General features: G+C 72.7%; 24 protein-coding genes and 1 pseudogene. 9 read left to right on the top strand and 16 right to left on the bottom strand.

The genetic code is table 11. The features are described 5' to 3' along the window. Positions 1-100 precede the first annotated feature (100 nt). Genes ABZX85_RS12815 through ABZX85_RS12790 form a run of 6 tightly spaced genes read left to right on the top strand, consistent with a single transcriptional unit; the run spans position 101 to position 5,307 of the window. On the top strand, positions 101-241 hold the full coding sequence (locus tag ABZX85_RS12815; protein ID WP_355865936.1) for a hypothetical protein: 141 nt from the start codon (positions 101-103) through the stop codon (positions 239-241). Beyond that, positions 238-1,251, top strand: a complete 1,014-nt coding sequence (locus ABZX85_RS12810; protein WP_355865933.1) for an AvrD family protein — start codon at positions 238-240, stop codon at positions 1,249-1,251. The genes ABZX85_RS12815 and ABZX85_RS12810 overlap by 4 nt, the downstream gene beginning before the upstream one ends. Beyond that, positions 1,248-1,931, top strand: a complete 684-nt coding sequence (locus ABZX85_RS12805; protein ID WP_355865930.1) for an AAA family ATPase — start codon at positions 1,248-1,250, stop codon at positions 1,929-1,931. The genes ABZX85_RS12810 and ABZX85_RS12805 overlap by 4 nt, the downstream gene beginning before the upstream one ends. A gap of 37 nt (positions 1,932-1,968) precedes the next feature. Further along, on the top strand, positions 1,969-3,057 hold the full coding sequence (locus ABZX85_RS12800; protein WP_355865927.1) for an NADH:flavin oxidoreductase: 1,089 nt from the start codon (positions 1,969-1,971) through the stop codon (positions 3,055-3,057). A gap of 37 nt (positions 3,058-3,094) precedes the next feature. Beyond that, positions 3,095-4,369 carry a nucleotide disphospho-sugar-binding domain-containing protein gene (locus ABZX85_RS12795; RefSeq protein WP_355865925.1) on the top strand — a complete coding sequence of 425 codons (1,275 nt, stop codon included), beginning with the start codon at positions 3,095-3,097 and terminating at the stop codon, positions 4,367-4,369. After that, on the top strand, positions 4,366-5,307 hold the full coding sequence (locus ABZX85_RS12790) for an NAD-dependent epimerase/dehydratase family protein (protein WP_355865922.1): 942 nt from the start codon (positions 4,366-4,368) through the stop codon (positions 5,305-5,307). The genes ABZX85_RS12795 and ABZX85_RS12790 overlap by 4 nt, the downstream gene beginning before the upstream one ends. A 201-nt stretch (positions 5,308-5,508) precedes the next feature. Here the strand turns inward: ABZX85_RS12790 and ABZX85_RS12785 are convergent, their stop codons facing one another. Next, positions 5,509-6,390 carry an AraC family transcriptional regulator gene (locus tag ABZX85_RS12785; protein ID WP_355865917.1) on the bottom strand — a complete coding sequence of 294 codons (882 nt, stop codon included), beginning with the start codon at positions 6,388-6,390 and terminating at the stop codon, positions 5,509-5,511. 169 nt (positions 6,391-6,559) lie between these two features. Here ABZX85_RS12785 and ABZX85_RS12780 point away from each other — a divergent pair, with 169 nt between their 5' ends. Next, positions 6,560-7,348: an IclR family transcriptional regulator gene (locus ABZX85_RS12780; protein ID WP_355865914.1), complete on the top strand. Its 789-nt coding sequence runs from the start codon at positions 6,560-6,562 to the stop codon at positions 7,346-7,348. Between the two features lie 152 nt (positions 7,349-7,500). After that, positions 7,501-8,046: a cysteine hydrolase gene (locus ABZX85_RS12775; protein ID WP_355865911.1), complete on the top strand. Its 546-nt coding sequence runs from the start codon at positions 7,501-7,503 to the stop codon at positions 8,044-8,046. A gap of 39 nt (positions 8,047-8,085) precedes the next feature. On the opposite strand, the gene ABZX85_RS12770 is transcribed toward ABZX85_RS12775, so the two are convergent. From ABZX85_RS12770 to ABZX85_RS12730, 9 genes are all read right to left on the bottom strand, one after another. Beyond that, positions 8,086-9,426: an FAD-linked oxidase C-terminal domain-containing protein gene (locus tag ABZX85_RS12770; RefSeq protein WP_355866698.1), complete on the bottom strand. Its 1,341-nt coding sequence runs from the start codon at positions 9,424-9,426 to the stop codon at positions 8,086-8,088. Between the two features lie 128 nt (positions 9,427-9,554). Next, entirely contained in the window at positions 9,555-10,661 is a 1,107-nt protein-coding gene (locus ABZX85_RS12765; protein ID WP_355865909.1) for an acyl-CoA dehydrogenase family protein, read from the bottom strand. Then, positions 10,658-11,650 carry an ABC transporter substrate-binding protein gene (locus ABZX85_RS12760; protein WP_355865906.1) on the bottom strand — a complete coding sequence of 331 codons (993 nt, stop codon included), beginning with the start codon at positions 11,648-11,650 and terminating at the stop codon, positions 10,658-10,660. Before ABZX85_RS12760 ends, ABZX85_RS12765 begins: the two co-directional genes overlap by 4 nt. 117 nt (positions 11,651-11,767) lie before the next feature. Then, complete coding sequence (locus tag ABZX85_RS12755) at positions 11,768-12,871, bottom strand: LLM class flavin-dependent oxidoreductase (RefSeq protein ID WP_355865903.1); 1,104 nt, start codon at positions 12,869-12,871, stop codon at positions 11,768-11,770. A 24-nt stretch (positions 12,872-12,895) separates the two neighbouring features. Further along, entirely contained in the window at positions 12,896-13,861 is a 966-nt protein-coding gene (locus tag ABZX85_RS12750; protein WP_355865901.1) for an ABC transporter substrate-binding protein, read from the bottom strand. Further along, positions 13,858-14,574, bottom strand: coding sequence for an ABC transporter ATP-binding protein (locus ABZX85_RS12745; protein WP_355865898.1), 717 nt, complete (start codon positions 14,572-14,574; stop codon positions 13,858-13,860). The genes ABZX85_RS12750 and ABZX85_RS12745 overlap by 4 nt, the downstream gene beginning before the upstream one ends. A gap of 2 nt (positions 14,575-14,576) precedes the next feature. Continuing rightward, positions 14,577-15,419, bottom strand: coding sequence for an ABC transporter permease (locus ABZX85_RS12740; protein ID WP_355865896.1), 843 nt, complete (start codon positions 15,417-15,419; stop codon positions 14,577-14,579). After that, a complete protein-coding gene (locus ABZX85_RS12735) occupies positions 15,416-16,267 on the bottom strand; it encodes a sulfurtransferase (RefSeq protein ID WP_355865893.1) in 852 nt (283 codons plus the stop codon). The genes ABZX85_RS12740 and ABZX85_RS12735 overlap by 4 nt, the downstream gene beginning before the upstream one ends. Continuing rightward, a complete protein-coding gene (locus ABZX85_RS12730; RefSeq protein WP_355865890.1) occupies positions 16,264-16,995 on the bottom strand; it encodes a lysophospholipase in 732 nt (243 codons plus the stop codon). Before ABZX85_RS12730 ends, ABZX85_RS12735 begins: the two co-directional genes overlap by 4 nt. A 285-nt stretch (positions 16,996-17,280) precedes the next feature. Here ABZX85_RS12730 and ABZX85_RS12725 point away from each other — a divergent pair, with 285 nt between their 5' ends. Continuing rightward, positions 17,281-18,132: a LysR family transcriptional regulator gene (locus tag ABZX85_RS12725; RefSeq protein WP_355865887.1), complete on the top strand. Its 852-nt coding sequence runs from the start codon at positions 17,281-17,283 to the stop codon at positions 18,130-18,132. 201 nt (positions 18,133-18,333) lie between these two features. On the opposite strand, the pseudogene ABZX85_RS12720 reads toward ABZX85_RS12725, so the two are convergent. The 6 genes and pseudogenes from ABZX85_RS12720 to ABZX85_RS12695 all read right to left on the bottom strand — a co-directional run. Then, positions 18,334-18,693 (bottom strand): annotated as a pseudogene (locus ABZX85_RS12720) (MarR family transcriptional regulator); the annotation flags it as partial. Positions 18,694-18,768: 75 nt separating this feature from the next. Then, on the bottom strand, positions 18,769-19,119 hold the full coding sequence (locus tag ABZX85_RS12715) for a glyoxalase (protein ID WP_355865885.1): 351 nt from the start codon (positions 19,117-19,119) through the stop codon (positions 18,769-18,771). Positions 19,120-19,359: 240 nt separating this feature from the next. After that, positions 19,360-20,391 (bottom strand): LacI family DNA-binding transcriptional regulator, encoded by a 1,032-nt coding sequence (locus ABZX85_RS12710; RefSeq protein ID WP_355865882.1) that lies wholly within the window; start codon positions 20,389-20,391, stop codon positions 19,360-19,362. Further along, entirely contained in the window at positions 20,388-21,293 is a 906-nt protein-coding gene (locus ABZX85_RS12705) for a carbohydrate ABC transporter permease (protein WP_355865879.1), read from the bottom strand. Before ABZX85_RS12705 ends, ABZX85_RS12710 begins: the two co-directional genes overlap by 4 nt. After that, positions 21,290-22,216: a sugar ABC transporter permease gene (locus ABZX85_RS12700; protein ID WP_355865876.1), complete on the bottom strand. Its 927-nt coding sequence runs from the start codon at positions 22,214-22,216 to the stop codon at positions 21,290-21,292. The genes ABZX85_RS12705 and ABZX85_RS12700 overlap by 4 nt, the downstream gene beginning before the upstream one ends. Beyond that, complete coding sequence (locus tag ABZX85_RS12695) at positions 22,213-23,535, bottom strand: extracellular solute-binding protein (protein WP_355865873.1); 1,323 nt, start codon at positions 23,533-23,535, stop codon at positions 22,213-22,215. Before ABZX85_RS12695 ends, ABZX85_RS12700 begins: the two co-directional genes overlap by 4 nt. Positions 23,536-23,549 lie beyond the last annotated feature (14 nt).

The following is a 23,549-nucleotide window of genomic DNA, read 5'->3' as shown; positions in this document are numbered from 1 at the left end:
CACCCGGCCCCCGCGCCCGACGGCAGCCGCCGCCCCGCCCGTCCCCGCCTCCGCCCCCGCATGCCCGCTCCCCAGCCACCCGCCCCCGCAGGAGCCCCCCATGCCCACGCCGTCCCCCGCCCCGGTGCCCGTCCCGCCGCCCCCGGACCCCGAACTCCCCACCACGCACGAGATGTTCATGGCGGTGATGACCGCCCCGCACCTCAACCGCCCCCGTCCCGCCCCCGGGAGGCGCTGGTGACCGCCGGACCACTGGTCGTCGGGGACATCCAGGACTACCTGGGCCCCGCCGGAGAGAGGTTCTTCGGCAGCGGCTTCCGGCGCGTGCGCCAGCGCCTGACCGCGCTCGCCCTGACCGGTGACCAGGAGTCCACGGAGGTCACCGCGACCGCGTCGGTGGCCTACCCGGCGGACTGGTCCGCGAAGGGCACCGGCGGTCTCGTCCCGCACCTCAGCAGCATCGACGCGCTCGTCCTCGCCGCGCGGACCGCCGAACTCCTCCTCACCCACGCCTACGTCCTCGACACGGGCGCCCGCTCCCGGATGTGGCTGCGCCGGGTCGTGATCCGGGCCGGCGGCCGTCCCCAGGAAGACCTCGCGCGTCTCCCGGTGCACGGCACGGCCCGCCCCGCCGAGTCCGTCACCGTCGCGGACGGGCTGCGCACCTCCGTCGTCCGGGTCTCCATCGGCTCGATGGACGTGCGCTGCGAGGTCCAGCACGAGGACCAGGACGGCTACCGCCCGCCGCAGGACGCGCTGTACGAGGACGCGGACACGGCGCTCGGCGACCCGGCGGGGCAGTACTACGCGGAGCTGTTCCGGCACCGCGCCCACCGCGTCACCCGCCTCGCCGTCGACGCCGCGGCCGGCCGCGCGGACGCCGAGGCGGCCCTGACCCCGGCGCCCGGCGAGAGCGCCGGCACCGGACTGGAGGCCGCGTACGCGCCGAGCGCCTCGATGGTCGACGCGATCGCCGTCATGGGCCAGCTCGCCCAGGTGCTGATGTACGAACTCGACGGCCTCACGCGCGGGGGCAGCGACACCCTCTGGCTGCGCCGCGCCGAACTCGCCACCGACCTGCCGCTGCGCGCCGTGGACCGCGCCTTCCCGGTGCACGCGCGGGTGGCGGACACCCGGCTCGTCGACATCGACGCCGACCGGTGGCGGGTCTGCGACCTGGCCTACGGCTTCCACGGCATCACCGGCACCTTCTCGGTGACCCACCGACTCCCCGACCGAGGAACGCGATGACCTCTCCCGTACCGGCGCGCAGGATCGCCGTCTCCGGCACCTACTGCACCGGCAAGACCACCACCACGATCGCCCTCGCCCACCTCACCGGCATCCCCCGCACGCACGCGCGCACCATGCGCGAGATCCTCGCCGACGCCCTCCCCGGCAAACGGCTCGAAGAGTGCTCGGCGCCCGAGCTGATCCAGCTCGGCATCCAGCGCTACACCGAGCGCGCCGTCCACGAGTCCCGCCTCGCCGGAGGGTTCCTCTCCGACGGCTCCTCGCTGCACGAGTGGGTCTACGGGAAGGTACGCGTCCGCGCGGGCATCCACCCCACCGACGGCTACGACGCGACCGCCGCGCCGCCCGACTTCTACGAGGAGGTCGTCGACTCCATGGGCGCCGTCCTCAAGCGGCACGCGCGCCAGGCGTACGACGTCTTCGTGCACCTGCCCGTCGAGTTCGGCCTCGTCGAGGACGGTCACCGGCCCGTCTCGGAGCGGTTCCGGCGGATGTCCGACGAACTGCTGCGCACCAGCCTGGACGAGCTCGCGATCCCCTACCACGTCGTCGGCGGGACGATCGAGGAACGGCTCGCCACCGTCGTCGACATCTTCGGCCTGCCGACCCGGATGAGCCTCGCGCACGCCGTCGACCTCGCGTACGAGGACACCGCGCGGACCGCCGCTCTCGCCTGACCCCATCCGCCCCACCGCCCTCCCCAGGAGCACCCTTATGCCCGAAACGACTGACACCTCCGCGTTGTTCCGGCCTTTCTCGATCGGCTCCCTGAATCTTCCGAACCGGATCGTGATGTCGCCGATGACCCGCAACTTCTCGCCGGGCGGGGTCCCCGGCCCCGAGATCGCCGCCTACTACGCGCGCCGGGCCAGGGGCGGGGCGGGCCTGATCGTCACCGAGGGCACCGTCGTCGGCCACCCGGCGTCCGCGCCGACGCCGACCGTGCCCCGCTTCCACGGCGAGGACGCCCTCGCGGGCTGGGCCCGGGTCGTCGAGGAGGTGCACGCGGCGGGCGGCCGGATCGTCCCCCAGCTGTGGCACGCCGGGCTCGAACGCAAGGGCGACGACGTGCCCGACCCGCACGTCCCGGCCGTCGGCCCGGCGACCCTCACCGAGTCCGGGATCGCCGAGATCGTCGCCGCCTTCGGCCGGGCCGCCGCCGACGCCCGGCGCCTCGGCTTCGACGGCCTCGCACTCCACGGCGGCCACGGCTACCTGATCGACCAGTTCCTGCGCCCCGAGACCAACCCCCGCACCGACGGGTACGGCGGCGGCCTCCAGGGCCGCACCCGGTTCGCCGCCGAGGTCGTCGCCGCCTGCCGGGCGGCCGTCGGCCCCGACTTCCCGGTGATCCTGCGGATCTCCCACTGGACGGTGAACGACTTCGACGCCCGGCTCGCCTCGGGGCCGGAGGAGCTCGCGGAACTGCTCGACCCGATCGTGCGCGCCGGGGTGGACGTCCTGGACTGCTCGGCCCGCCGGTTCTGGCTGCCCGGCTTCCCCGGCACCGGCTCCGAACTGAGCCTCGCCGGCTGGGTCCGCAAACTCACCGGCCTGCCGACGATCGCCGTCGGCTCGGTGGGCCTGACCGGCAGCGAGTTCCTCACCACCCTCATCGAGGGCAAGGGCGCCGACAACGCCGACCTCGCGGGGCTGGTCGACCGCCTGGAACGCGACGAGTTCGACCTCGTCGCCGTCGGCCGGCTGCTGCTGTCCGACCCCGGCTGGCCCGCCAAGCTGCGCGACGGCCGCCACGACGACCTGCGCCCCTTCACCGCGCAGAGCCTGCTCAGCCTCGACTGACCCCCCTCGACCGACCTCACCCGATCGGAGCCCCGCCATGCGCGTCCTGTTCACGCTGTTCCCCGCGACCGCCCACCTGCACACGATGGTCCCCCTCGCGCACGCGCTCCAGGGCGCCGGGCACGAGGTCGTCGTGGCCTGCCAGGAAGGCGCCCTCGACCCGGAGATCGTCCACAACATCACCGAGGCCGGCCTGACCGCCGTACCGCTCGGCCCCGCGGCCGACGGGCCGCCCCCGGAGGCCATGCAGCAGGGGCTGATGGCCTTCGCCGACGCCTGGCGCTTCGACCCGGCCCACCCCGGCGAGGCGGCCGACTGGCACGCCGCCCGCGCCCTCCTCGGCGGCATGTTCTCCTTCGCCTACCCGGACACCGGCGAGGACGGCTCGTTCCTCGACGAGCTGATCGCCTTCACCCGCTCCTGGCGGCCCGACCTGATCCTGTGGGACAAGCTGATGATCCCCGCGGCGATCGCCGCGCGCGTGACGGACACCCCCCACGCCCGCCTCGTCTGGGGCCTCGACAGCATCGCCGCCCTCCACGAACTCACCGAGGCCGAGACCCCCGGCCGCCACACCTGGCTGAACTGGCTCGACCCCCACCTCGCCCGCCACGGCCTCGACCTCACCGACGACATCCTCCTCGGCCGCTGGACCCTCGACCTCGTCCCGCCCTCGATGCGGCCCCCGCTGCGGCTGCCCGCGATCCCGGTGCGCCGCCTGCCCTTCAACGGCTCCTCCCCGCTGCCCGACTGGCTGCACGGCGCCCCGGAGCGCCCGCGCGTGGTCCTCACCTTCGGCGTCAGCCGCCGGATGATCGGCGGGCACAGCACCTTCCCCGCACCGGAGTTCCTGGAGCGCGTCGCGGAACTCGACGTGGAGGTCGTCGCGACCCTCGGCAGGGGCGGGTCGGCCGGCGAGGGCACACTGCCCGCCAACGTCCGCACGGTCGACTACATCCCCCTCAACCAGGTCCTGCCGACGACGTCCGCGATCGTCCACCAGGGCGGCACCGGCACGTTCACCGCCGCCGTCGCCCACCAGGTGCCCCAGCTCGTCGTCCCGGTCGTCGCCTGGGACGAACCGCAGACCGCCCGGTACGTCGAGAAGACCGGCGCGGGCCTCGTCGCCGACACCGACGCCCTCGACCCGGACACCCTGTTCAAGCAGTTGACGCGCCTCCTGGACGAACCGTCCTTCAAGGAGGGCGCCCGCCGCCTCTACGAGGAGACGCTCGCCGCACCGGCGCCCCGGGACGTCGTCCCCGTCCTGGAGCGGCTCGTCGCCGCGCACCGCCCGGGGGGCCGCGCGTGAGAATCCTCGTCACCGGGGCCGCCGGGTTCGCCGGCTCCCACTTCGTCGACGCCCTCCTGGCCGACGCCTACCGCGGCTGGGAGGGGGCCCGGGTCACCGCCTTCGACCTACGGCCCGTACCGCGGCGCCACGCGCGCGTGGAGGCCGTCCGGGGCGACGTCGGCGACCCGTTCCTGCTGCGGGAACTGCTCCCCGGACACGACGCCGTCGTCCACTTCGCCGACGCCACGCACGCGGACACCGCGGAACTCGTCCGCACCAACGTGCTGGGCACCCACACCCTCCTCGACGCCCTGCGCGGCAGCGGCGTCGAGCGGACGGTCGTCGTCTCCACGGCCGACGTGTACGGCCCGCGCACGGACGGCGGCCCCTGGACGGAGGACCAGCCCCTGCGCCCCGACACGCCGTACGCGGCCTCCCGGGCCGCCGCCGACCTCGTCGCCCGCTCCGCCTGGCACACCCACGGCGTCGACCTGTCCGTCACCCGCTCCGCCCCCTGCTACGGACCCCGCCAGCACCCGGACCGCCCGCTGCCCCGCAGGCTGACCGCCCTCCTGGAGGGCACCCGCCCCCGGGGACGCGAGGACCGCCCGGGACCGTCCGAGTGGCTGCACGTCGACGACCACTGCCGGGCCGTCCACCTGGTCCTCAACCGGGGCCGCGCGGGGGAGACCTACCACGTCGGCGGTGAACCGGTCGCGCCCGCCGCCCTCACCGAACGGCTGCACACCCTCACCGGCACGCGCGCGGCACACCACCGCGACACCGGCACACCCCGGCGCGCGCTCGACGACAGCCGGCTGCGCGAGGAACTCGGCTGGACGCCGGCCGTCTCCTTCGACCGGGGGCTCGCGGACACGGTCCGCTGGTACCGCGACCACCCCGGCTGGTGGACCGCCGCGCGGCACACCCGGGAGGCGGCGACGGCAGCCGCCTGACACGCGGGGCCGAGGACATGGGACGCCTCGGCCCCGTCGTGCCGCCTCGTTCGGGAAGGCTCGTGCCACGGTTGGTCGCCCGAAGCACGCAGGGCCCAGTTTTGCCACGTCGCCGAATCCGGAACAAGCGTTCTTCCGAAGAGTGGAAAAGAAATCCTGGTTTACGGGCGTAGACCGCCGCTTAATGGAGCGGCCGAACGATCAAGCGCGTTTCGACTCGCGCCGGAAGGCCCCCGGTGTCATATTCACGCGCCGTACGAAGAACTTGCCGAAGTTGGTCACCTCGGAGAATCCGAGCTGCCGCGCGATCGCGTTGATCGGCAGGTCCGTGTGCATCAGCAGCCGGCGCGCCTCCAGCGCCACCCGGGCGTCGATCACGTCCTTCGTGGACGTCCCGGCGATCGCCCGGCAGGCGCGTGACAACGCGCGCGTGGAGCAGTTCAACGCCTCCGCGTACTCCTCGACCAGCCGGGTCGTGCGGTACGAACGGTCCAGCTCGCGGCGGAAACGCAGGAACAGTTCGCCGTACTCGCCGCTGAAGGCGCCCACTTCCTTGTGGCGCAGCCGGCACATCTGGTCGATGTGGAGCAGGACGACGGCCAGCAGATGCTTGAGCAGTTCCTCGCCGAGCCCCTGGTCGGGCCGCTCGAACTCCTCCTCCAGCATGTCCAGCACCCGCCGGAACGCGACGAGTTCGTCGCTGCGCAGCCGCCAGTGCGAGGGCCGCAGGACGTCGTCCAGCATCGCCATGTGCGCGCTCATGCGCAGCGGGAACGACTCCGTGAACATGATGACCGCCGCGTCCATGTCCGATTGCGGCGTGAACGCGATCACCTGGTTGGGGCGGGTCCACAGCAGCGTCCCGGGACGGCACGCGAAGCACTCGGAATCGATGGAGTAGGTTCCGCTTCCCTCCGTCACCAGCAGGATCTGATGGAAGTCGAGCCGATGCGGAGCCGCGAAGAACTCAGGGTCCCCGAAGCCGCGCAGCGCGCCCAGAGTCGTGAGCGCGAGACCGAGCCCCGGCCTGCACGCGGGAGTGAAGGGGACGACAGGGATCGGTAACGATGCGAAATCGACCATGGGCGTTCCGGAATCGACCTTTCTCCTTGCGCTTGAGGGTTCAATCATAGACGTGGTCGCCCGATGCCGGATCTCACCTCTGGTTCCTCACGTGCTGCTTGGTGCGCGCACGTGTCAACACGCGTCTCCTGAGCACCCTTGCCATGAAGGTGAAAGGAATCTGAACGGGATGACCACTCCCCACTCCTCCCCGGAGCGTTCGGTCGTCGACCGGACGCTGAGCATCCTTGCCGCCTTCGACCCGGACAGCCGGACGCTGTCCCTCAGCGACATCAGCCGCCGCTGCGGACTGCCCGTCGCCACGGTCTACCGCATCGTGAACAAACTCCACGCCTGGGGCGCCCTGGAACGCTCCGCCGACGGCGGCTACAGCATCGGCCTGCGCCTGTGGGAGACCGCCTCCCTCGCGCCGCGCGCCTCCCACGTCGTCGACGCCGCCCACCCCCACCTGGTGGCCCTGCACCAGCAGACCTCGGCCTCCGCCGTCATCGCCATCCGCGACGGCTGCGAGAGCGTCTGCCTGGCCTTCGTCGGCGACGACAGCCACCACGGGCCCTGCGGCCCCGGCGAACGCCGCCGCCTCCCCCTGCACGCCACCGCCGTCGGCCTGATCCTCCTCGCCCACGCGGGCGAGACCGCCCAGCAGGAGGCCCTGGTGCCGCCCCTGCGCGCCTGCACCCCGGCCACCGTCACCGACGTCAGCGAACTGCGCCGCGGCCTCGTACGGGTGCGCCGGGAGGGGCACGCGCTCGTCCACGGCACGTTCACTCCGGGACGCAGCAGCCACGCGGTACCCGTCCGGGACGCGCGCGGGAGCGTCGTCGCCGCGATCGGCGTCGTCGGGCCCCCGGAGAGCGTGCAGCCCGCCCGCACCGCGCCCCACCTGCACGCCGCTGCCGCCGCCATCGCGCGCGGGCTGCGCGCCGACGGGTTCGCCTGGACCGAGATGGGAGCCTGAGATCCGCGCGGTCGCGAGGGCCCCCGGCCGGGTAGGACTGATCCGGACGACCCCTCGCGCCCGCCCCGGAAGACAGGCAGACAGCTGACGATGACGGACCCGCAGCACAGCAGCACCGCCCCGGCCCGTGCGCACGCCAGGGAGGCCGCGATATGACCCACCTCGCCGTCATCGACATGCAGCACGTCTTCGCCGACCCCACGAGCCCCTGGTCCGTCCCCCGCTACCGGGAGGCCGCGACCGGCGTACGGCGCCTGCTGTCGGCCTTCGGCGACGCGGTGACGTTCACCCGGTTCGTCGCCCCCGGGGAGCCGTCCGGCGCGTGGCGCGCGTACTACGCGCAATGGCCGTTCGCCCTCCAGCCGCCCGACGCGCCGCTGTGGCATCTGACGGACGGTTTCTGCGACCTGGCCCCCCATGTCCTGGACGGCTCCGCCTTCGGCAAGTGGACCCCGGAACTCGCCGCCCGCGTCGCCCCCCACGGCCGGCTCGTCCTGGCCGGCGTCAGCACCGACTGCTGCGTCCTGTCCACCGCCCTCGCCGCCGCCGACGCGGGCGTCGAGGTCCTCGTCGCGGCCGACGCCTGCGCCGGCGCCAACGACACGGCCCACGCGAAGGCGCTCGACGTGATGGACCTCTACCAGCCGCTCATCAAGGTGACGACGGTGGCGGGGGTACGGGCACTGCTGGGGCGGTGAGCTTCCCGGGGAAGGGGCTCCGAGCGGGCCTCGGGCGGCTCAGAACCCCTTCCCCGGGTTCAGGATGCCCAGCGGGTCCAGCGCCTCCTTCACCCGCCGGTGGAGCCCGTACGCGGCCGGTCCCAGCTCCTCCGCGACCCACTGCCGCTTCAGGACGCCCACGCCGTGCTCCCCGGTGAGCGTCCCGCCCAGCCGCAGCGCCAGCGCGAAGATCTCCCCGGCGGCCTCCCAGGCGGCGTCCGGGAGCCGGTCCAGGGACGGGTCCACGACGACGATCGGGTGCAGGTTGCCGTCCGCCGCGTGGGCGAGCGTGAACACCGGGACGCCGTGGCGCGCCGAGATCGTCCGGATCTCCCGGGCCGCCTCCGCGAGCCGCGACCGGGGGACGGCGATGTCCTCGATCAACGGCCGCCCCAGCCGCTCCAGCGCGGGCAGCGCCTGCCTGCGCGCCGCGAGCAGCGCCTCCGCCTCCGCCGGGTCCTCGGTGCGCTCCACGGCCGTCGCGAGCGGCGCCAGCACCTCCGCGACCGCCGCCGCCTCCACCCCCGCGCCGGCCCCGTCGCACTGCACCACCAGCAACGCCTCCCCGCGCGCCCTGAGCGCCGGGTCGACCGCCTCCAGCACCGGCCCGTCCAGCAGCTCCGCGAGCGCCGGGACGACGCCCGCGCGGGCGATCGCGTACGACGCCTCGGCCGCCGCCTCGAACGACGCGAACCACGCCGCCAGCGTCGCCGACGCGACCGGCACCGGCCGCAGCCGCACGGTCGCCGACGTGATCACCGCGAGGGTCCCCTCCGACCCGGTCAGCAGCGCCGTCAGGTCGTACCCGGTGACCCCCTTGACGGTACGGCGGCCCGTCCGGACGACCGTCCCGTCCGCGAGGACCGCCTCCAGGCCGAGCACGCTGTCCCGGGTCACCCCGTACTTCGCGCACCGCAGCCCGCCCGCGTTCGTCGCGATGTTCCCGCCGATCGTCGACCACGCGGCGCTCGCCGGATCGGGCGCGTACCGCAGACCGTGCGCACCCGCCGCCCGGTCCAGGTCGGCCGTGACGACACCCGCCTCGACGACCGCGAGCTGGTCCTCGACGGCGAGTTCGAGGACGCGGTCCAGGCCCGACAGGTCGAGCACCAGAGAGCCCTCACCGGCCGACGCGCCCCCGGAGAGGCCGGTCCCGGCGCCCCGGGGGACGACCGGCACGCCCAGGGAGTGGGCGTGTCGCAGCACCGTGCTGACGTCCTGCACGCGGCGTGCGTGCACCACCGCCAGCGGCAGGCCGTCCGGCCGGGTCCCCGAGCGGTCGGTGGAGTGCGCGGCGAGGACCCGGGGGTCGGTGGCGAGCCGGTCCGGCGGGAGGTCGCGGGCGAGGAGGCCGAGCACCTGGGCGGGGGCGACGGCGGGGGAGGCCGGGGGTGCCGACGTCGGTGTGGAGGCCGGCGTAGCCGTAGGCGTACTTGCGGGGACCGGCGTATCCGTGGGAATCGGCGTGCCCGTGGGGATCGGCTTGTTCACAGCCCCAGCGCCTTCCCGCCGATCGCCAGCAGCGACACGTCCTCCTGCGGCGCGTGCACCGGCGCGCACTGCACGTCCCGGAAGTGCCGCTCCAGCGGGTTCCCCCGGGCCAGCCCCGGATTCCCCAGCAGCCGTACCGCCAGCCCCACCGCCGCGACCCCGTGCCGGTCCGCCAGGACCCGCGCCCCGAGGGCCTGCTCCGGCGTGTACGACGAGTCCCCGGCGTCGAGCCGCGCCGCCCCGCCGAACACCAGCTCCTCGGCACCGTCCAACAGCACCTCGATCTCCCCGGCCGCCCGCCGGAACCGCTCCGTACGCGCCACCGGATGCCCCAGGTTGGCCGGCACACGCGCGTGCGCGAAGGTCCGGAAGAAGTCCTGCGCCGCCCGCGCCACCCCCAGGTACAGCGCCGCGAGCGGCAGATGCAGCGCCGCCCCTGCCCGGTTGTCCTGCTCGGCGGCGGGACCGTACGGCCCGAGCCCGATCACGTGCTCGTAGGGCACCTCGACGCCCCGGAACGTCACGTCGTGGCTCCCGCTCGCCCGCAGCCCCAACTGGTCCCAGCGCCCGCTGATCCCGACCCCCGGGGAGCCGCCTGGCACCAGGAACGTCCCCACCCGGGGCTCCGCCTCGTCGGTCGTCGCCCACACCAGGAACCAGTCCAGCCCCTCCGCGCCGGTCACGAACCGCTTGGTCCCCTCGATCGCCCACCCCCCGGCGGTCCGCCGGGCCCGCGTCGCCGGCAGCCCGCCCCGCGCCGGGGAGCCCAGCTCGGGCTCCGCGCGCGCGTGGTTGATGTGCACCGGCCGCGCGAACGACTCCTTCACCACCCGCGCGTACAGCTCCGCAGGCCAGTGCGGGTGCTCCGCCTGCCGCGCGTGCGTCGCCAGCGTCATCGCCGCGATGAGCGCCACCGACGGGTCGAGGCGGCCCAGCCGGTGCAGGATGCGCGCCGACTCCTCGACGCCCGCGCCCTGACCGCCGTACCGCTCCCCGACGGTCGCCGTCAGCAGGCCCGCGGTGTGGGCGATGCGCAGCGACTCGGCGGGGAAGGCGGCGGAGCGGTCGTACTCGGCGGCGAGTTCCGCGATGCGCTCGGTCACAGGGCCTTCTCCAGCTCGGAGTTGAGGTCCGTCGTCCAGAACGAGGCGACGTCCAGGCGGGAGTCGAGCGCGCCGAGTTCCGTGAACACGTCCGCCACCTTCTGCTCCGACGCGGTCGCCGCCGCGTCCACCGTCCGGGCCCGCGTGGGGCGTTGCTTCTGCTGGGCGACGAGGTCGGCCTCGGCCTGCGCGAGCGGCTGGTGCGTGTTCCGCGCGATGACCTTCGCGAACTCCGCCTCCCTGCCGTCCCGGACGTACGCGTACGCCTTCGAGATGCGGGCGATCAGGTCCGCGGCGGCCTCCTTCTGCTTCCCGCTCTTCAGCACGCTGTCCTTCGCGGACCACAGGAAGTTGCCCGAGAGGATGTCCGCGCCCGAGCCGACGGTCGTCGCGCCCTGCTGGTGCGCCGTGATGACCGACGTCCCGTACGACGCGAACGCGTCGATCGAGCCGCCGTTCAGCGCGGCCAGTCCGTCGTTGGGGAGGAGGGGTTTGGCGTCCACGTCGGTCCACTTGAGACCGGCCTGCTTCAGCAGTTCGTACAGGAAGTAATGCGCGGTGGTGTTCTTGACGTACCCGACGGTCTTCCCCTTCAGATCGGCGATGTCGGTCACCTTCGAACCCTTCGGGACGACGACCTCCTGATTGAGCGTGGCCCCCAACTGGACCGCCACGACTTTGAAGTTGGGCTTCCCGTCGGCCGCCGCGAAGACCGGCGGGATCTCGCTGGAGGAGGCGAGGTCGAGGGCCCCGGCCCGAACGGCTTCGAGCTGCTTGTCGCCGCCCTGGAAGAGGCTCCACTTCACGTCGTAGGGGGTGTCGTCGAGGTGGGCGAACTTGAGGACGGCCTCCTCCACCTTCCAGCCGGTGGCGCCGACGCGGAGGGTGACATCGGAATCGGCCTGAGCATCGCCGCCGCAGGCGGTGGCCAACGGCAGGAGGAGGGTGGCGAGGAGAAGGGAGGCGCGGGGGAGACGGCGGGAGGGCATGGAGGGCTCCTCATGAATAGGGGGGGACCGATGTCTCTTGTCTTTTAGGGGCGCGGGGAACTGCGCGATCAGCCACGACGAACCGGCAGTCGCTCACCGGCAGTTGAACCCCTCCGCCTAGGCGGCCTTGAACCCCGCCTCCGGCCGACGCGCCAACTCCTGCCGAACCAGCGGCAGAACGAACCGCGCATAGTCGATCGCGTCGTTCAGCGGGTCGTACCCCCGGATCGACAGCAGCTCGCACCCGATGTCCACGTAGTCCAGCAACGCCTTCGCCACGGTCTCCGGCGACCCCACCAACGCCGTGGACGCACCGGCCGCGTTGGTCGCGACGGCCGGCGCCGTCCACAGGCAGCGGTCGTGGACCTCCCCCCGCTCGGCGATGTCGAGGAGCCGCTGCGAACCGACGTTCGCCGGACGCCCGTCGGTCCGGTAGTGCCGCAGCAACTCCGTGTTCCGCGCCTGGTCCTTGAGCACGCCGAGGGTCCGGTGCGCCTTCTCCCAGGCGAGTTCGTCCGTGGGGGCGATGATCGGCCGGAAGGAGACCCAGATACGGGGGCGAGGGCGCCCCGCCGCGTCGGCGACGGCGTTCACGGCGGAGATCTGCTCCGCCGTCTCCTTGAGCGGCTCACCCCACAGCCCGAAGATGTCCCCCTGCTGCCCGCCGACCCGGTACGCGTCCTGCGAGGACCCGCCGACGGAGATCGGGATGAGCCCGTTCACCGGCTTGACGTCGGAGTGGTACCCCTCGAACCGGAAGTACTTCCCCTCGTGCGAGACGGGCCCCTCGGACTCCCACACCTTGCGCAGGATCTGGATGTATTCGTCCGAACGCTCGTACCGTTCTGCCTTGTTGAGATAGTCGCCCTCCCGCCGCTGCTCCTCCTCGCTGCCCCCGGAGATGATGTGCACGGTCAGCCGCCCCCGGCTGATCTGATCCAGCGTGGCGAGCGCGCGGGACGCGTGGGTGGGGAAGACGACGCCCGGCCGGTGGGCCAGGATCGGCCGGACGCGTTCCGTGTGCGTGGCGACGAACTGGGCGATCTGGAACGCGTCGGGGGACGCGGAGTGGTAGGCGACGAGCGTGTGGTCGAAGCCGCCGTCGTCCAACGCCCGCGCGTACCTGCGGAGATGGCCGACGTCGAGGCCGGTACGGCTGGAGGCGGCGGGGCCGGAGGCGCCCGCGTCGGTGTGGACGGCGCTGATGAACTCGACAGGCATGGTCAACTCCCTAGGGGAAACGGCTCACTTGAGGACGGACGTGTCGGCGGCGGAGGCCACGTCGACGTTGGGTTCCAGGACCCCGATCCCGTTCATGAGGTCGGCCACGCCCTGCACGGTCCGGTCGATCTCCGGTGTGACGGGCAGGACTTGGCTGTACGCGGCGGACGCCAGGGTCCTGGCCACCGACGCGTCCGCGCCGTTGCGGTCCTGGATGGCCTGCGCGTAGGCGTCCTGGTGGGTGCTGGTCCACTTCAGGGCCGTACCGAGCCGCTTGAGGAAGTCGCCGAGCGCGGTCTTCTTCGCGGTGTCCGCGAGGGCCTTGTCGGAGGCGCCGATGAAGCCGTATCCGCTGACCCGGCCGTCGGCGCCGTCGATGAGGAGCTTGCCGCCCTGTTCGAGGGCGACGGCCTGGTAGACCCCGAAGACCGCCCAGACCTTGATCTTCCCGGAGGCGAACGCGGCCTGCGCGTCGGTCGGCAGGAGGTACTGCACCTGCACGTCCGAGTACTTCAGCCCCGCCTGCCGGAGGGCGTTCGCGAGGAGGTACTCGGCGATGCTGCCCTTCGCGGAGGAGACGACGACCTTCTGTCCCTTCAGGTCGGCCACGCTGTCGATGCCCGAGTCCTTGCGGGCGACGATCCCGACGTGCCGTCCGTCGTTCTTCAGCGCGGCGACGTTCTTGAACTTGACGCCCCCGCTGAGCGCCTGGAGCGTCGGCAGGTCGGCCGCGAATGTCGTGTCGGCGGCGCCCGCCTGGACGGCCTGGAAGAGAGGGGCCGCGCCCTCGAACTCGGCCCACTTCACCTGGTAGTCGGCGCCCTTGAGCGCGCCGGACGCGGCGACGATCGTCTGGAGCGTCTTGGCCTGGTCGCCGATCGTCAGTGTGACCCGGCCCTTGGCCGAGGAGGCGTCCGCGTCGCCGCCGCAGGCGGTCAGCGACAGCAGGGCGGTGAGGGTGAGGGCGGCGGCGGTGAGTCTGCGGATCACGAGGGAGTTCCTTCCAGAGTGCGGGTGACGCCGAGCCAGCCCAGGAGCCGGGCGCGCAGGGACACGAAGTCGGGGGCGGTGAGGTCGCGGGGGCGGGGGAGGTCCACGGTGAGTTCGTGCGCGATCCGGCCCTCGTCCATGACGAGAATCCGGTCCGCGAGGAGCAGCGCCTCCTCCACGTCGTGCGTGACGAGGAGAATCGCGCAGCCGTGCGACTGCCAGAGCTGGGCGACGAGTTGCTGCACCTTGCCGCGGGTCAGCGCGTCCAGTGCCCCGAACGGCTCGTCCAGCAGCAGGAGTTCGGGTTCGCGCACCAACGCCCGTGCCAGCGACACGCGTTGGGCCTGGCCCCCGGAGAGCGTCTTCGGCCACACGTCGGCCCGCTCGGCGATCCCGACCTCGCCGAGAGCCCGCTCGGCGAGCGCGCGGTCCGCCCGCCCCGGCAGCCCGAGGACGACGTTGCGCCACACCTTCAGCCACGGCAGCAGGCGCGGCGACTGAAACGCCGCGCTGCGCCGCAGCGGGACCGTCACCTCGCCCTCGATCTCCTCGTCGAGCCCCGCGAGAATCCGCAGCAGCGTCGACTTCCCGCACCCGCTGTGCCCGAGCAGCGCCACGAACTCGCCGTCCCGGATGTCGAGCCGGAGGTCGTGCAGCACCGTGTTGCCGTCGAAGGACTTCGAAAGCCCCCTGATCTCCACGCTGTTGCCCATCTCTACGCCTCCCCCTCGAAGTTGGCCCGCCATCGCAGCAGCCGGCGCGACAGCACCCGCACCGCGAAGTCGCAGGCGAGGCCCAGCAGCGCGTACACGGCGAGGCACAGCACGATCACGTCCGTGCGGAAGTACTGCTGCGCGTTGCTCATCAGGTAGCCGAGCCCGGCGTCCGCGTTGACCTGCTCGGCGAAGACCAGCGCCAGCCAGGCCGTGGAGAGGGCGTACCGGAGCCCCACGAGGGCACCGGGCAGAGCACTCGGCAGGATCACGTACCGGATCAGCCCGAGCCGCCCGAGCCCCATCATCCGCGCGGCCTCCACGAGCCCCGCGTCCGTCGAGCGGATACCGCCGTAGATGTTGAAGTACAGCGGGTACGTCACCCCGAGGGCGACCAGTGCGATCTTCGGGGTCTCCTCGATGCCGAACCAGACGATGAACAGCGGGATCAGACCGACCCACGGGATCGCCCGGAACATGCCCATCGAGGAGTCGATGACGTCCTCCCCGAGCCGGAACAGGCCCGCCAGCAGCGCCAGCGTGAGCGCGACGACGGCCCCGATCACGAACCCGGTCGCCGCCCGCCGCCCCGACGCCGCGATGGCGCTGGGCAGTTCACCGGACCTCGTCAGGTCGACGGCCTGCCCGAGGACATCGACCGGCGAGGCCAGCACCGACTCCGGCAGCAGCCCGGTCGCCGACGTGAGGAACCACAGCAGCACCAGCCCGACCGGCCCCGCCGAACGCCGTACGGAACGCGGCACGTCGAGACGGCGGGCCGACTTCGCCGTACCGCGCAGCGTGACCCGGTCCGCCGTGGGGGAGGGGATCTCGACCGCCGTCACGGCGCACCCCCCGGACCGCCGCCCGTCGCCGCCGGCCGCTCCGGATCGGCCGACCACGCCGACCAGGACCCCGGGAAGAGCGCCGCGCGGAACCCGGCGATCTCCAGCGCCGCGATCTGATGCGCGGCCGTCACCCCGGACCCGCAGTACACCCCGATCCGTACGGTGTCGTCGGCGCCCTTCTCCTCGAACCGCTTCCGCAGCTCCCCGGCCGGCCGGAACCGCCCGTCCGCCGTGAGGTTCTCCCCGGTCGGTGCCGACACCGCGCCCGGGATGTGCCCGGCCCGCGGGTCCACCGGCTCGGCCTCGCCCCGGTAGCGTTCCCCGGCCCGCGCGTCCAACAGCAGCCCGTCGGCGGCGAGTTCGTCGGCGCCGTCCGCGTCGGTGACGGGCAGCGCGCCGAACGTGAGGACGACGTCACCGGGGGCCGGGGCCGCCGGGACGCCCGACTCCAGCGGCAGACCCGCCGCCCGCCACGCGCCCAACGCGCCGTCCAGCAGGGACACTTCGGTGACACCGGAATGGCGCAGCAGCCACCAGGCCCGTGCCGCCGCCGTGTTGCCGAGGTCGTCGTACACCACGACCCGCGCGCCCTCGGTGATGCCCCAACTCCGGGCCGCCGCCTGGAAGTCGGCGGGGTCGGGGAGGGGGTGGCGGCCGGCCTCGCGGGTCGGCGGGGCGGCCAGCTCGGTGTCCAGGTCGACGTAGACGGCGCCCGGGATATGGGCGTCGGCGTAGTGGGCGCGGCCGTGCGGGTCGCCCAGGGACCAGCGGACGTCCAGGACCACCGGCGGTCGGGGGGAGGCGAGTTGCTCGGCCAGCTCCTCGACGGAGACCGTGACGCTCATGAGGGCTCCCCGGAGGCGGAGGCGGAGGCGGAGACGGAGGTGACGGCGATCGGCGTCAGGTCGGGGGAGAGGCGCAGGCGTTCCAGGAAGAGGACGACCGTCGCGGCGGCCGTACGGTGCAGGGCGTCGTTGAGGACGTCGTGCCGGCCGCCCCGGAACGTCACCAACTCCGCGCCGTGGCCGTCGTATACGGCACGGGCCGCCTCCAGGGGGCTCACCGTGTCGTCCGCGCCGTGCAGGGCCAGGACCGGGACGTCGACCAGGTCGAGGCGTGGGGTGTCCGGGGCCGCGTCGAGGGCTCCCCGGCGGAAGGCGGGGTCGTTCGTGAGGCGGCCCCGGTGGGTCGGGCAGGCGGTGCGGGCCTCGGCCTCCTCCTCCCAACTCCCCGCGCTCCAGGGGCGGGTGGGGAGACCGGCGAGGATCAGCGCGGCCACGCCCGGGTGGGCGGCGGCGAGCTGTGCGGCGTACGCGGCTCCCGTGTCGGAGCCGACCAGGACCTTCGGGCCCGGCAGCGACTCGTCCGCGAGGAGTTTCGCGGCCTCGTCGAGGACCGCCGGGTCGGTGGAGGCGTCGCCGAGGGCGCGGACCCGGTAGGCGTCGAAGGCGAGCCGGCGGCCGAACCGCTCGTACACACCGCCGTGTTCACCGCGGCCGGCCAGCACGATCAGCGTGCCGCGCGCGGCGAGACCTTCGGGTTCGTCCCAGGAGAAGGGGATGGCAGAGGGCATGGGTGGACCACTCCCGTGAAAGAAGAAAGAACGCAGGGGACAGCGGCCGTCACGCGCCGGTCAGCGCGTACGGATCAGCCGGGGGAGGAAGAGGTTCAGCGACAGCGCGCGCTGCACGCGACGCCGAAGTCGATGACTCGGCGCTGCGTCAGAAGGGCAGCGGAAGGGGTCGTGAACAGCATGCGTTCATGATGACCGTTCGTGACCGGAAGCGTCCAACGACGATTCGATATCGAAACCGATCAGCAGTCGCGATCGATCACGCCGGGCGGCTACCGTCAGGGCATGTCCCGACCCGTGCTCGACATAGTGGCCCTGCGCAGCCTCACCGCGATCGCCGACCACGGCGGATTCCACCGCGCCGCCGACGCGCTCGCCCTGAGCCAGTCCGCGGTCAGCCAGCACGTGCGGAAACTGGAGAAGACCCTCGGCCGCCGGATCGTCGAACGCGAGGGCCGGGGGACCCGCTTCACCCCGGCCGGGCGCGGCCTGCTCGAACAGGCCCGCCGTATCCTCGCCGTCCACGACGAGGCCGTCCGCACGCTCCTCGACATCGAGAGCGACACCGTCACGATCGGCTCCACCGAGCACGCCGCCGACCAGTTCCTGCCCCGCCTCACCGCCGCCGTCCAGGAGGTCCGCCCCGGCTGCCGCGTCCGCTACCGCATCGACCGCTCGGCCCGCCTCGTCGAGGCGGTGGAACGCGGCACGGTCGACGTGGCGGTGTACGTCACGGAAGCGGCGGCGACGGAGGGCACCCCGGTCGGCGCCCTCCCGCTGACCTGGCACGCCCGCCCCGGCTGGCAGCGCCCCCCGGCCCCCGCGCCCGTCCCGCTGGTCGCCATCGAGGACCCCTGCGCGATCCGCCGCCGCGCCATCTCCACCCTCGCCGAGCACGGCGTCCCCGCGACGGTCGTCGGTGACGCCGGCTACCTCGCGGGCGTCCTCGACATCGCCCGCACCGGCCAGGGCGTCGCCCTCCTCGCCGCCGTCGGCCAGGCCCCCGACGGCCTCACCCCCTGCCCCGGCCTCCCCGAGGTCCCCCCGATCCCCATGAGCGCCCTCGCCGGCCCCGGCACGGACCCGGCCACGGCGAACGCGGCGTTCGCGGCGGTCCGCGAGCTGCTGAGAGGCTAGGCCGGGGGCGCCGAGGGGGTAGGCCGGGAGCCGCCGAGGGGGTCAGGCCGACACGGTCGCTGAGCCGGACACCGGCTCGGACGCCGGCCCCGACCCCTGCTCCGTCCCCAAGCCCTGCTCCGTCTCCGCCCCCTGCCCTGTTTCCGACCCGGGCCCCGTCTCGGCCCCTCGCTCCGTCCCCAACCCCCGCTCCAACGCCGCCCGCTGCAACGGCAGCACCCGCGCGTGCAGCGCCCGCCCCCGCTCCGTCAGCGACACGAACACCCCCCGCCGGTCCGTCACGCACATCGAGCGCTCCACCAGGCCGTCCTTCTCCAGCCGCCCGATCAGCCGGGACAGGGCGCTCTGGCTGAGGTGGACCCGGCCGACCAGGTTCTGTACGCGGCACTGGTCGCCGTGGCGCGGGGTCTCGGCGGCGAGGAGGTCGAGGACCTCGAAGTCGCTGGCACCGAGACCGTGGGGGTGCAGGGCGCGGTCGATCTCGCAGAGCGTACGGGCGTGCACGGCCAGGATGTCCCGCCAACGGCCCTCAAGGTCCGCCGCGGTCGCGTTCGCTGCCATGAACCGACCGTAACACCGAAATGACGTGCCGATGATCGTGCAACTTGTGCGGGTGCATACAGGGGTGGCGCGGGCTCAGGACACCGGGTCCTGGAGCAGGCCGACGAGGTTTCCGTCCGCGTCCTTCACGGAGGCGACGAGGCGGCCGTTGCCGACGTCCTGCGCGTCCTGGAGGAGTTCGGCGCCGGCGGCCAGCAGGGCGGCGAGGCGGTCGGCGAGATCGGTGACGTGCCAGTACGGGACCGGGCCCGTCATGCCCTTCGCGTGGCCGTTCGGGTCGAGGCCGACGTCCTGGCCCGCCGCCTTGTAGCCGACGTAGTACGGGGTGTCCGCGTACGGCTCGACGCCGAGCAGCGCGCCGAACACGGCCTTCGCACCGGTCAGGTCCTTGACGGGGTAGATGATCGTCTGAAGTCCGGCGGACATGGGGTGCTCCTCGCGTTCTCGGCTGTGCTGTGCTCTCACGCTAGGCCGACCGCCGGGGAACCGCTTCTCCGATCCTGACCGGTCGTACGCGTCGGGCACCGGCGGGCCGGGGCACGCGAAGGGGGCGCGAGCTCCCCCGTGGCCCGCGCCCCCTTTCCCGGACTCCCGGGACACCGCAGGAGGACGCGCCCGGCCCTCCCCGGCGCGGGCACGCCCTCCCGTCTCACCCCGACGTACCCCTCACGTCGAGTCGCGCTTCACCAGCTCCGTCGGCAGGATCACCGCCGCCGGGTCCTCCCCGCCGATCTGCGCCAGCAGCACCCGCACCATCTCGCTGCTGATCCGGTCCCACGGCTGGCGGATCGTCGTCAGCGCGGGCGTGGCGGCGACGGCGGCCGGCGAGTCGTCGAACCCGCCGACGGCCACGTCCTCCGGCACCCGCCGCCCCGACTCCCGCAGCACCGCGAGCACGCCCTGCGCCATCAGGTCGGACGCGACGAACACGGCGTCCAGCTCGGGCGCCCGCGCCAGCAGCGCCCGCGCCCCCGCCTCACCGCTGGCCCGGCTGTAGTCCCCGGAGACGACGAGCCGCTCGTCGTACGCGATGTCGGCCTGCGCGAGGACCTCCCGGTACCCGGCGAGCCGCTCCACACCGCCGGGGGTGTCCAGCGGGCCGGTGACGACGCCGACGTGGCGGCGGCCGAGGGAGAGCAGGTGGCGGACCATGTCGCGGGCACCGTCACGGTCGTCGGCGGCGACGTACGACACCTTCGACCCGATGCCGATCGGCTTCCCGCAGGCGACGAGCGGTACGCCCGCCTCCCGCAGCTCCTGCGCGATCGGGTCGCCGGAGTGGCTGGAGACGAGGAGCACCCCGTCGACGTGCCCGGCGGTGATGTACCGCGTTATCCGCCGCCGCTCGTCCTCCGTCGCGGCCAGCATCAGCAGCAGCGGTACGTCATGCGTGGCCAGGGCCTGGGTGCAACCCCGCAGCAGGACATTGAAGTTGGGGTCCTCGAAGAACCGTTCCTGAGGCTCCGTCAGCAGGAAGCCGACGGAGTCGGAGCGGCCGGTGATCAGCGAGCGGGCGTGCCGGTTGACGACGTAACCCGTCCTGCGGATCGCGGCGTTGACCGCCTCCTGGGCCGAAGGGCTCACGTAGTGGCCGCCGTTGAGGACCCGCGAGACGGTGCCCCGTGAGACACCGGCCTCGCGCGCCACGTCGTGGATGGTCGGCGGCTTGCGCCTGCCCCCCGGAGTGCTCATGGTCATGACTTTACGGCCCCGGACAGCAGATCCAGGCTCCAGAACCGCTGAATGACCAGGAACAGCGCCACCAGCGGGATCACCGCGAGGAACGCGCCGGTGATCACCAGCGTGTACAGCGCGGGAGCCGCCGCGCCCTGCTTCAGGAGCGTGAACAGCCCGAGCGTGATCGGGAACTTGGTGTCGTCGCTGAGCATGATGTACGGCAGCAGGAAGTTGTTCCAGATCGCGACGAACTGGAACAGGAACACCGTCACCAGACCGGGCACCATCATCGGCAGCGCGATCCGCGTGAAGATCCGCCACTCGCTCGCGCCGTCCATCCGCCCGGCCTCGACGACGTCCGCCGGGACGGCCGCGCTCGCGTAGATGCGGGCCAGGTAGACGCCGTAGGGGGAGAGGATCTGCGGCAGCAGTACGGAGATGTAGGAGTCGGTGACGCCGGCCTTCGCCATCAGCAGGTACTGGGGGATGGCGAGGATGATCGGCGGCATGAGCACGCCCGCGAGGAGAATGCTGAACATCGACTCGCGGCCCCGGAACCGGTAGATCGCGAGCGCGTACCCGCTGAACGCGGACACGACCGTCGACAGGAGCGCGCCGAGCCCGGCGTACAGGGCGGAGTTGCCCATCCACTGCCAGTAGACGCCGTCCCGGTAGGCGTTGAGCTCCTTGACGTTGTCGACGAAGCCCGAACCCGGCCAGAACGTGAACGTGGAGAAGAGTTCGCTGCCGGACTTGGTGGACGCGATGACCACCCAGGCGACGGGCAGCAGACAGTAGACCGCCCCGATCAGCAGGGTGACCGTCGGGATCAGCGAGATCCGGCTGCGCAGCGGCGGTTTGCCCTGCGCCGTCCCCGTCGCGTCGGCGGCCGAGGGGACCTTCTGGACGGCAAGAGAACTCATCGGGCTCCCTCCTCCTGCTTGGAACGGCGGTTCGCGGCGCGCAGGAAGCCGAAGGAGAGCAGCAGCGTGGCGAACGCGATGATCACGGCCTGGGCCGCGGCCCGGTAGATGTCACCGTTGCCGAAGGCGTCCTGGTACACCTTCATCAGCGGACTCCACGTCGTGGACACGGAGTTGGTGAGCGGTTTGAGGGTCGTCGGCTCGTTGAACACCTGGAGCGTGGCGATGATCGAGAAGAAGAAGGTCAGCACCAGCGAGGGCGCCACCATCGGGATCTTGATCCGCAGCGCGATCTGGAGCGGCGTCGCCCCGTCGAGCCTGGCCGCCTCGTACACCTCGACCGGGATGGCCTGGAGCGCCGTGTAGATGACGATCATGTTGAAGCCGGTCCCGCCCCACACCGCGATGTTCGACAGCGCGAGATACAGCGGCCCGCCGTCCAGCAGATCCGGCTGCGGCATCCCCAGCTTGTCCAGCACCCAGTAGAAGGGGCTGACGTCCGGCAGGTACAGGAACCCCCACAGCAGCGCGGCGACGACACCGGGGATCGCGTACGGCAGGAAGATCGCGAGCCGGGTGAACGGCGTGAACCGCACCTTGTCCGAGTCGAGCATCAGCGCGAACAGCAGCGCGAGGCCGAGCATGACGGGGACGACGATGAGTCCGTACCCGACGACGCGCAGCGCGCCGTGCAGCAGCTCGCTGTCGGAGAGCGCGTCGGAGTAGTTCTCCAGGCCCGCCCAGATCTCCTTGCGGGCCCCCGAGCCGAGGCCGAGGCCCGAGACGTGGACCTTGCGGAAGCTCAGGTAGACGGCGTACCCGATGGGCAGCGCGAAGAACAGGGCGAACAGGACGATCGCGGGGAGGAGGAAGCCGTACGGGGCCGACTTGACCCCGTACGACTGCCGGCGTGCGGTTTTCACTCGGAGACCTCGAAGCCCTGCTTCTTCATGTCGGCGACGGTGTCCGACTGCATCTTGGCCAGCGCGGCGGAGAAGTCCGACTTGTTCTTCGCGGCGGCGGCGAACGCGTCCTTGAACGTGGTGTACGCGACGTTCACGTTCGGGCCCCACGCGGAGGGCGCCGTGGTCTTGGCGACGTTCGCGGCGACCTTGTAGAAGTCGGGCTGGTTGGCGAAGTACTCCGGCGGGGTGGTGAAGGCGCCGGAGAGCTGCGCGGAGGTCGACGCCGGGTAGATGCCGCCCTCCTTGGCGAGGGCGTTGAGGGCGTCGCCGTCCGTGTTCAGCCAGGCGGCGAACTTCGCGGCGGCCTTCTTGTTCTTCGAGTCGGTCGTCACGCCGGTCGAGGAGCCGCCCCAGCTGCCGGTGACGTTCTCGCTCGCGGACCACTGGGGGAGCGGGGCCACGGCCCACTTGCCCTTGGTGGAGGGGGCGGCGGAGGCCAGCGTGCCGGGCGCCCAGACGGCGGAGACCCAGGCGATCTGCTTGCCGGTGTCGAGGGCCTTGTTCCAGGCGGGCGTGTACATCGGCTGGTTGTCGATCGCGCCCTCCTTGACGAGGCCGCCCCAGAAGTCGGCGACCTTCTTCGTCGCCGCGTCGTCGATGCCGACCTTCCACTTGTCCCCGGAGGTCGTCCACCACTTGGCGCCGGCCTGCTGGGCGAGGCCCGCGAAAAGGCCCGAGTCGTTCGCGGAGAACGTCGTCAGGTCGGTGTCCGGGGACTTCTTCTTCAGCGCGCGGGCCGTCTCGGCGAACTGCTCCCAGGTGGTGGGGACGGTCAGGCCGTACTGCTTGAAGAGGTCCTCGCGGTAGTAGAACATCATCGGGCCGATGTCCTGGGGGATCGCGTAGACGGCGTCCGTGCCGAGCGTGGTCTGCTGCCAGACGCCGTCGGCGAACTTCGACTTCGCGTCGCCGACGTTCTTGGAGATGTCGGCGAGGGCGTCGTTGGAGACCAGCGTCGGCAGCGCCTGGTACTCGGCCTGCACCAGGTCGGGGCCGTTGCCCGCCTTGTGCGCGGTGAGGATCTTGGCGACGAGGTCGTCGCCGGACGCCTGCTTCTGGACGGTGACCTTGATCTGGTCGGCCTTGCCGGGGCCGTCGTTCCAGAGTTTGACGACCTTGTCCATGCCGGGCGTCCAGGTCCAGTACGTCAGCGAGACCGGACCGGAGGACTCGGACCCGCCGTCGTCGTCGGACGACCCGCACGCGGCGAGCGCGGTGGCGCCGAGCGTGACGGCGATGGCGGTTGCCACGAGGCGACGGCGCTTCGTGTTCGGCATGGAACTCTCCCCTG

Source organism: Streptomyces sp. NPDC004539 (assembly GCF_040610055.1).
Lineage (GTDB): Bacteria > Actinomycetota > Actinomycetes > Streptomycetales > Streptomycetaceae > Streptomyces.
Note: the sequence above shows the minus strand (reverse complement) of the source record. Positions and strands in the feature narration are given on the sequence as shown.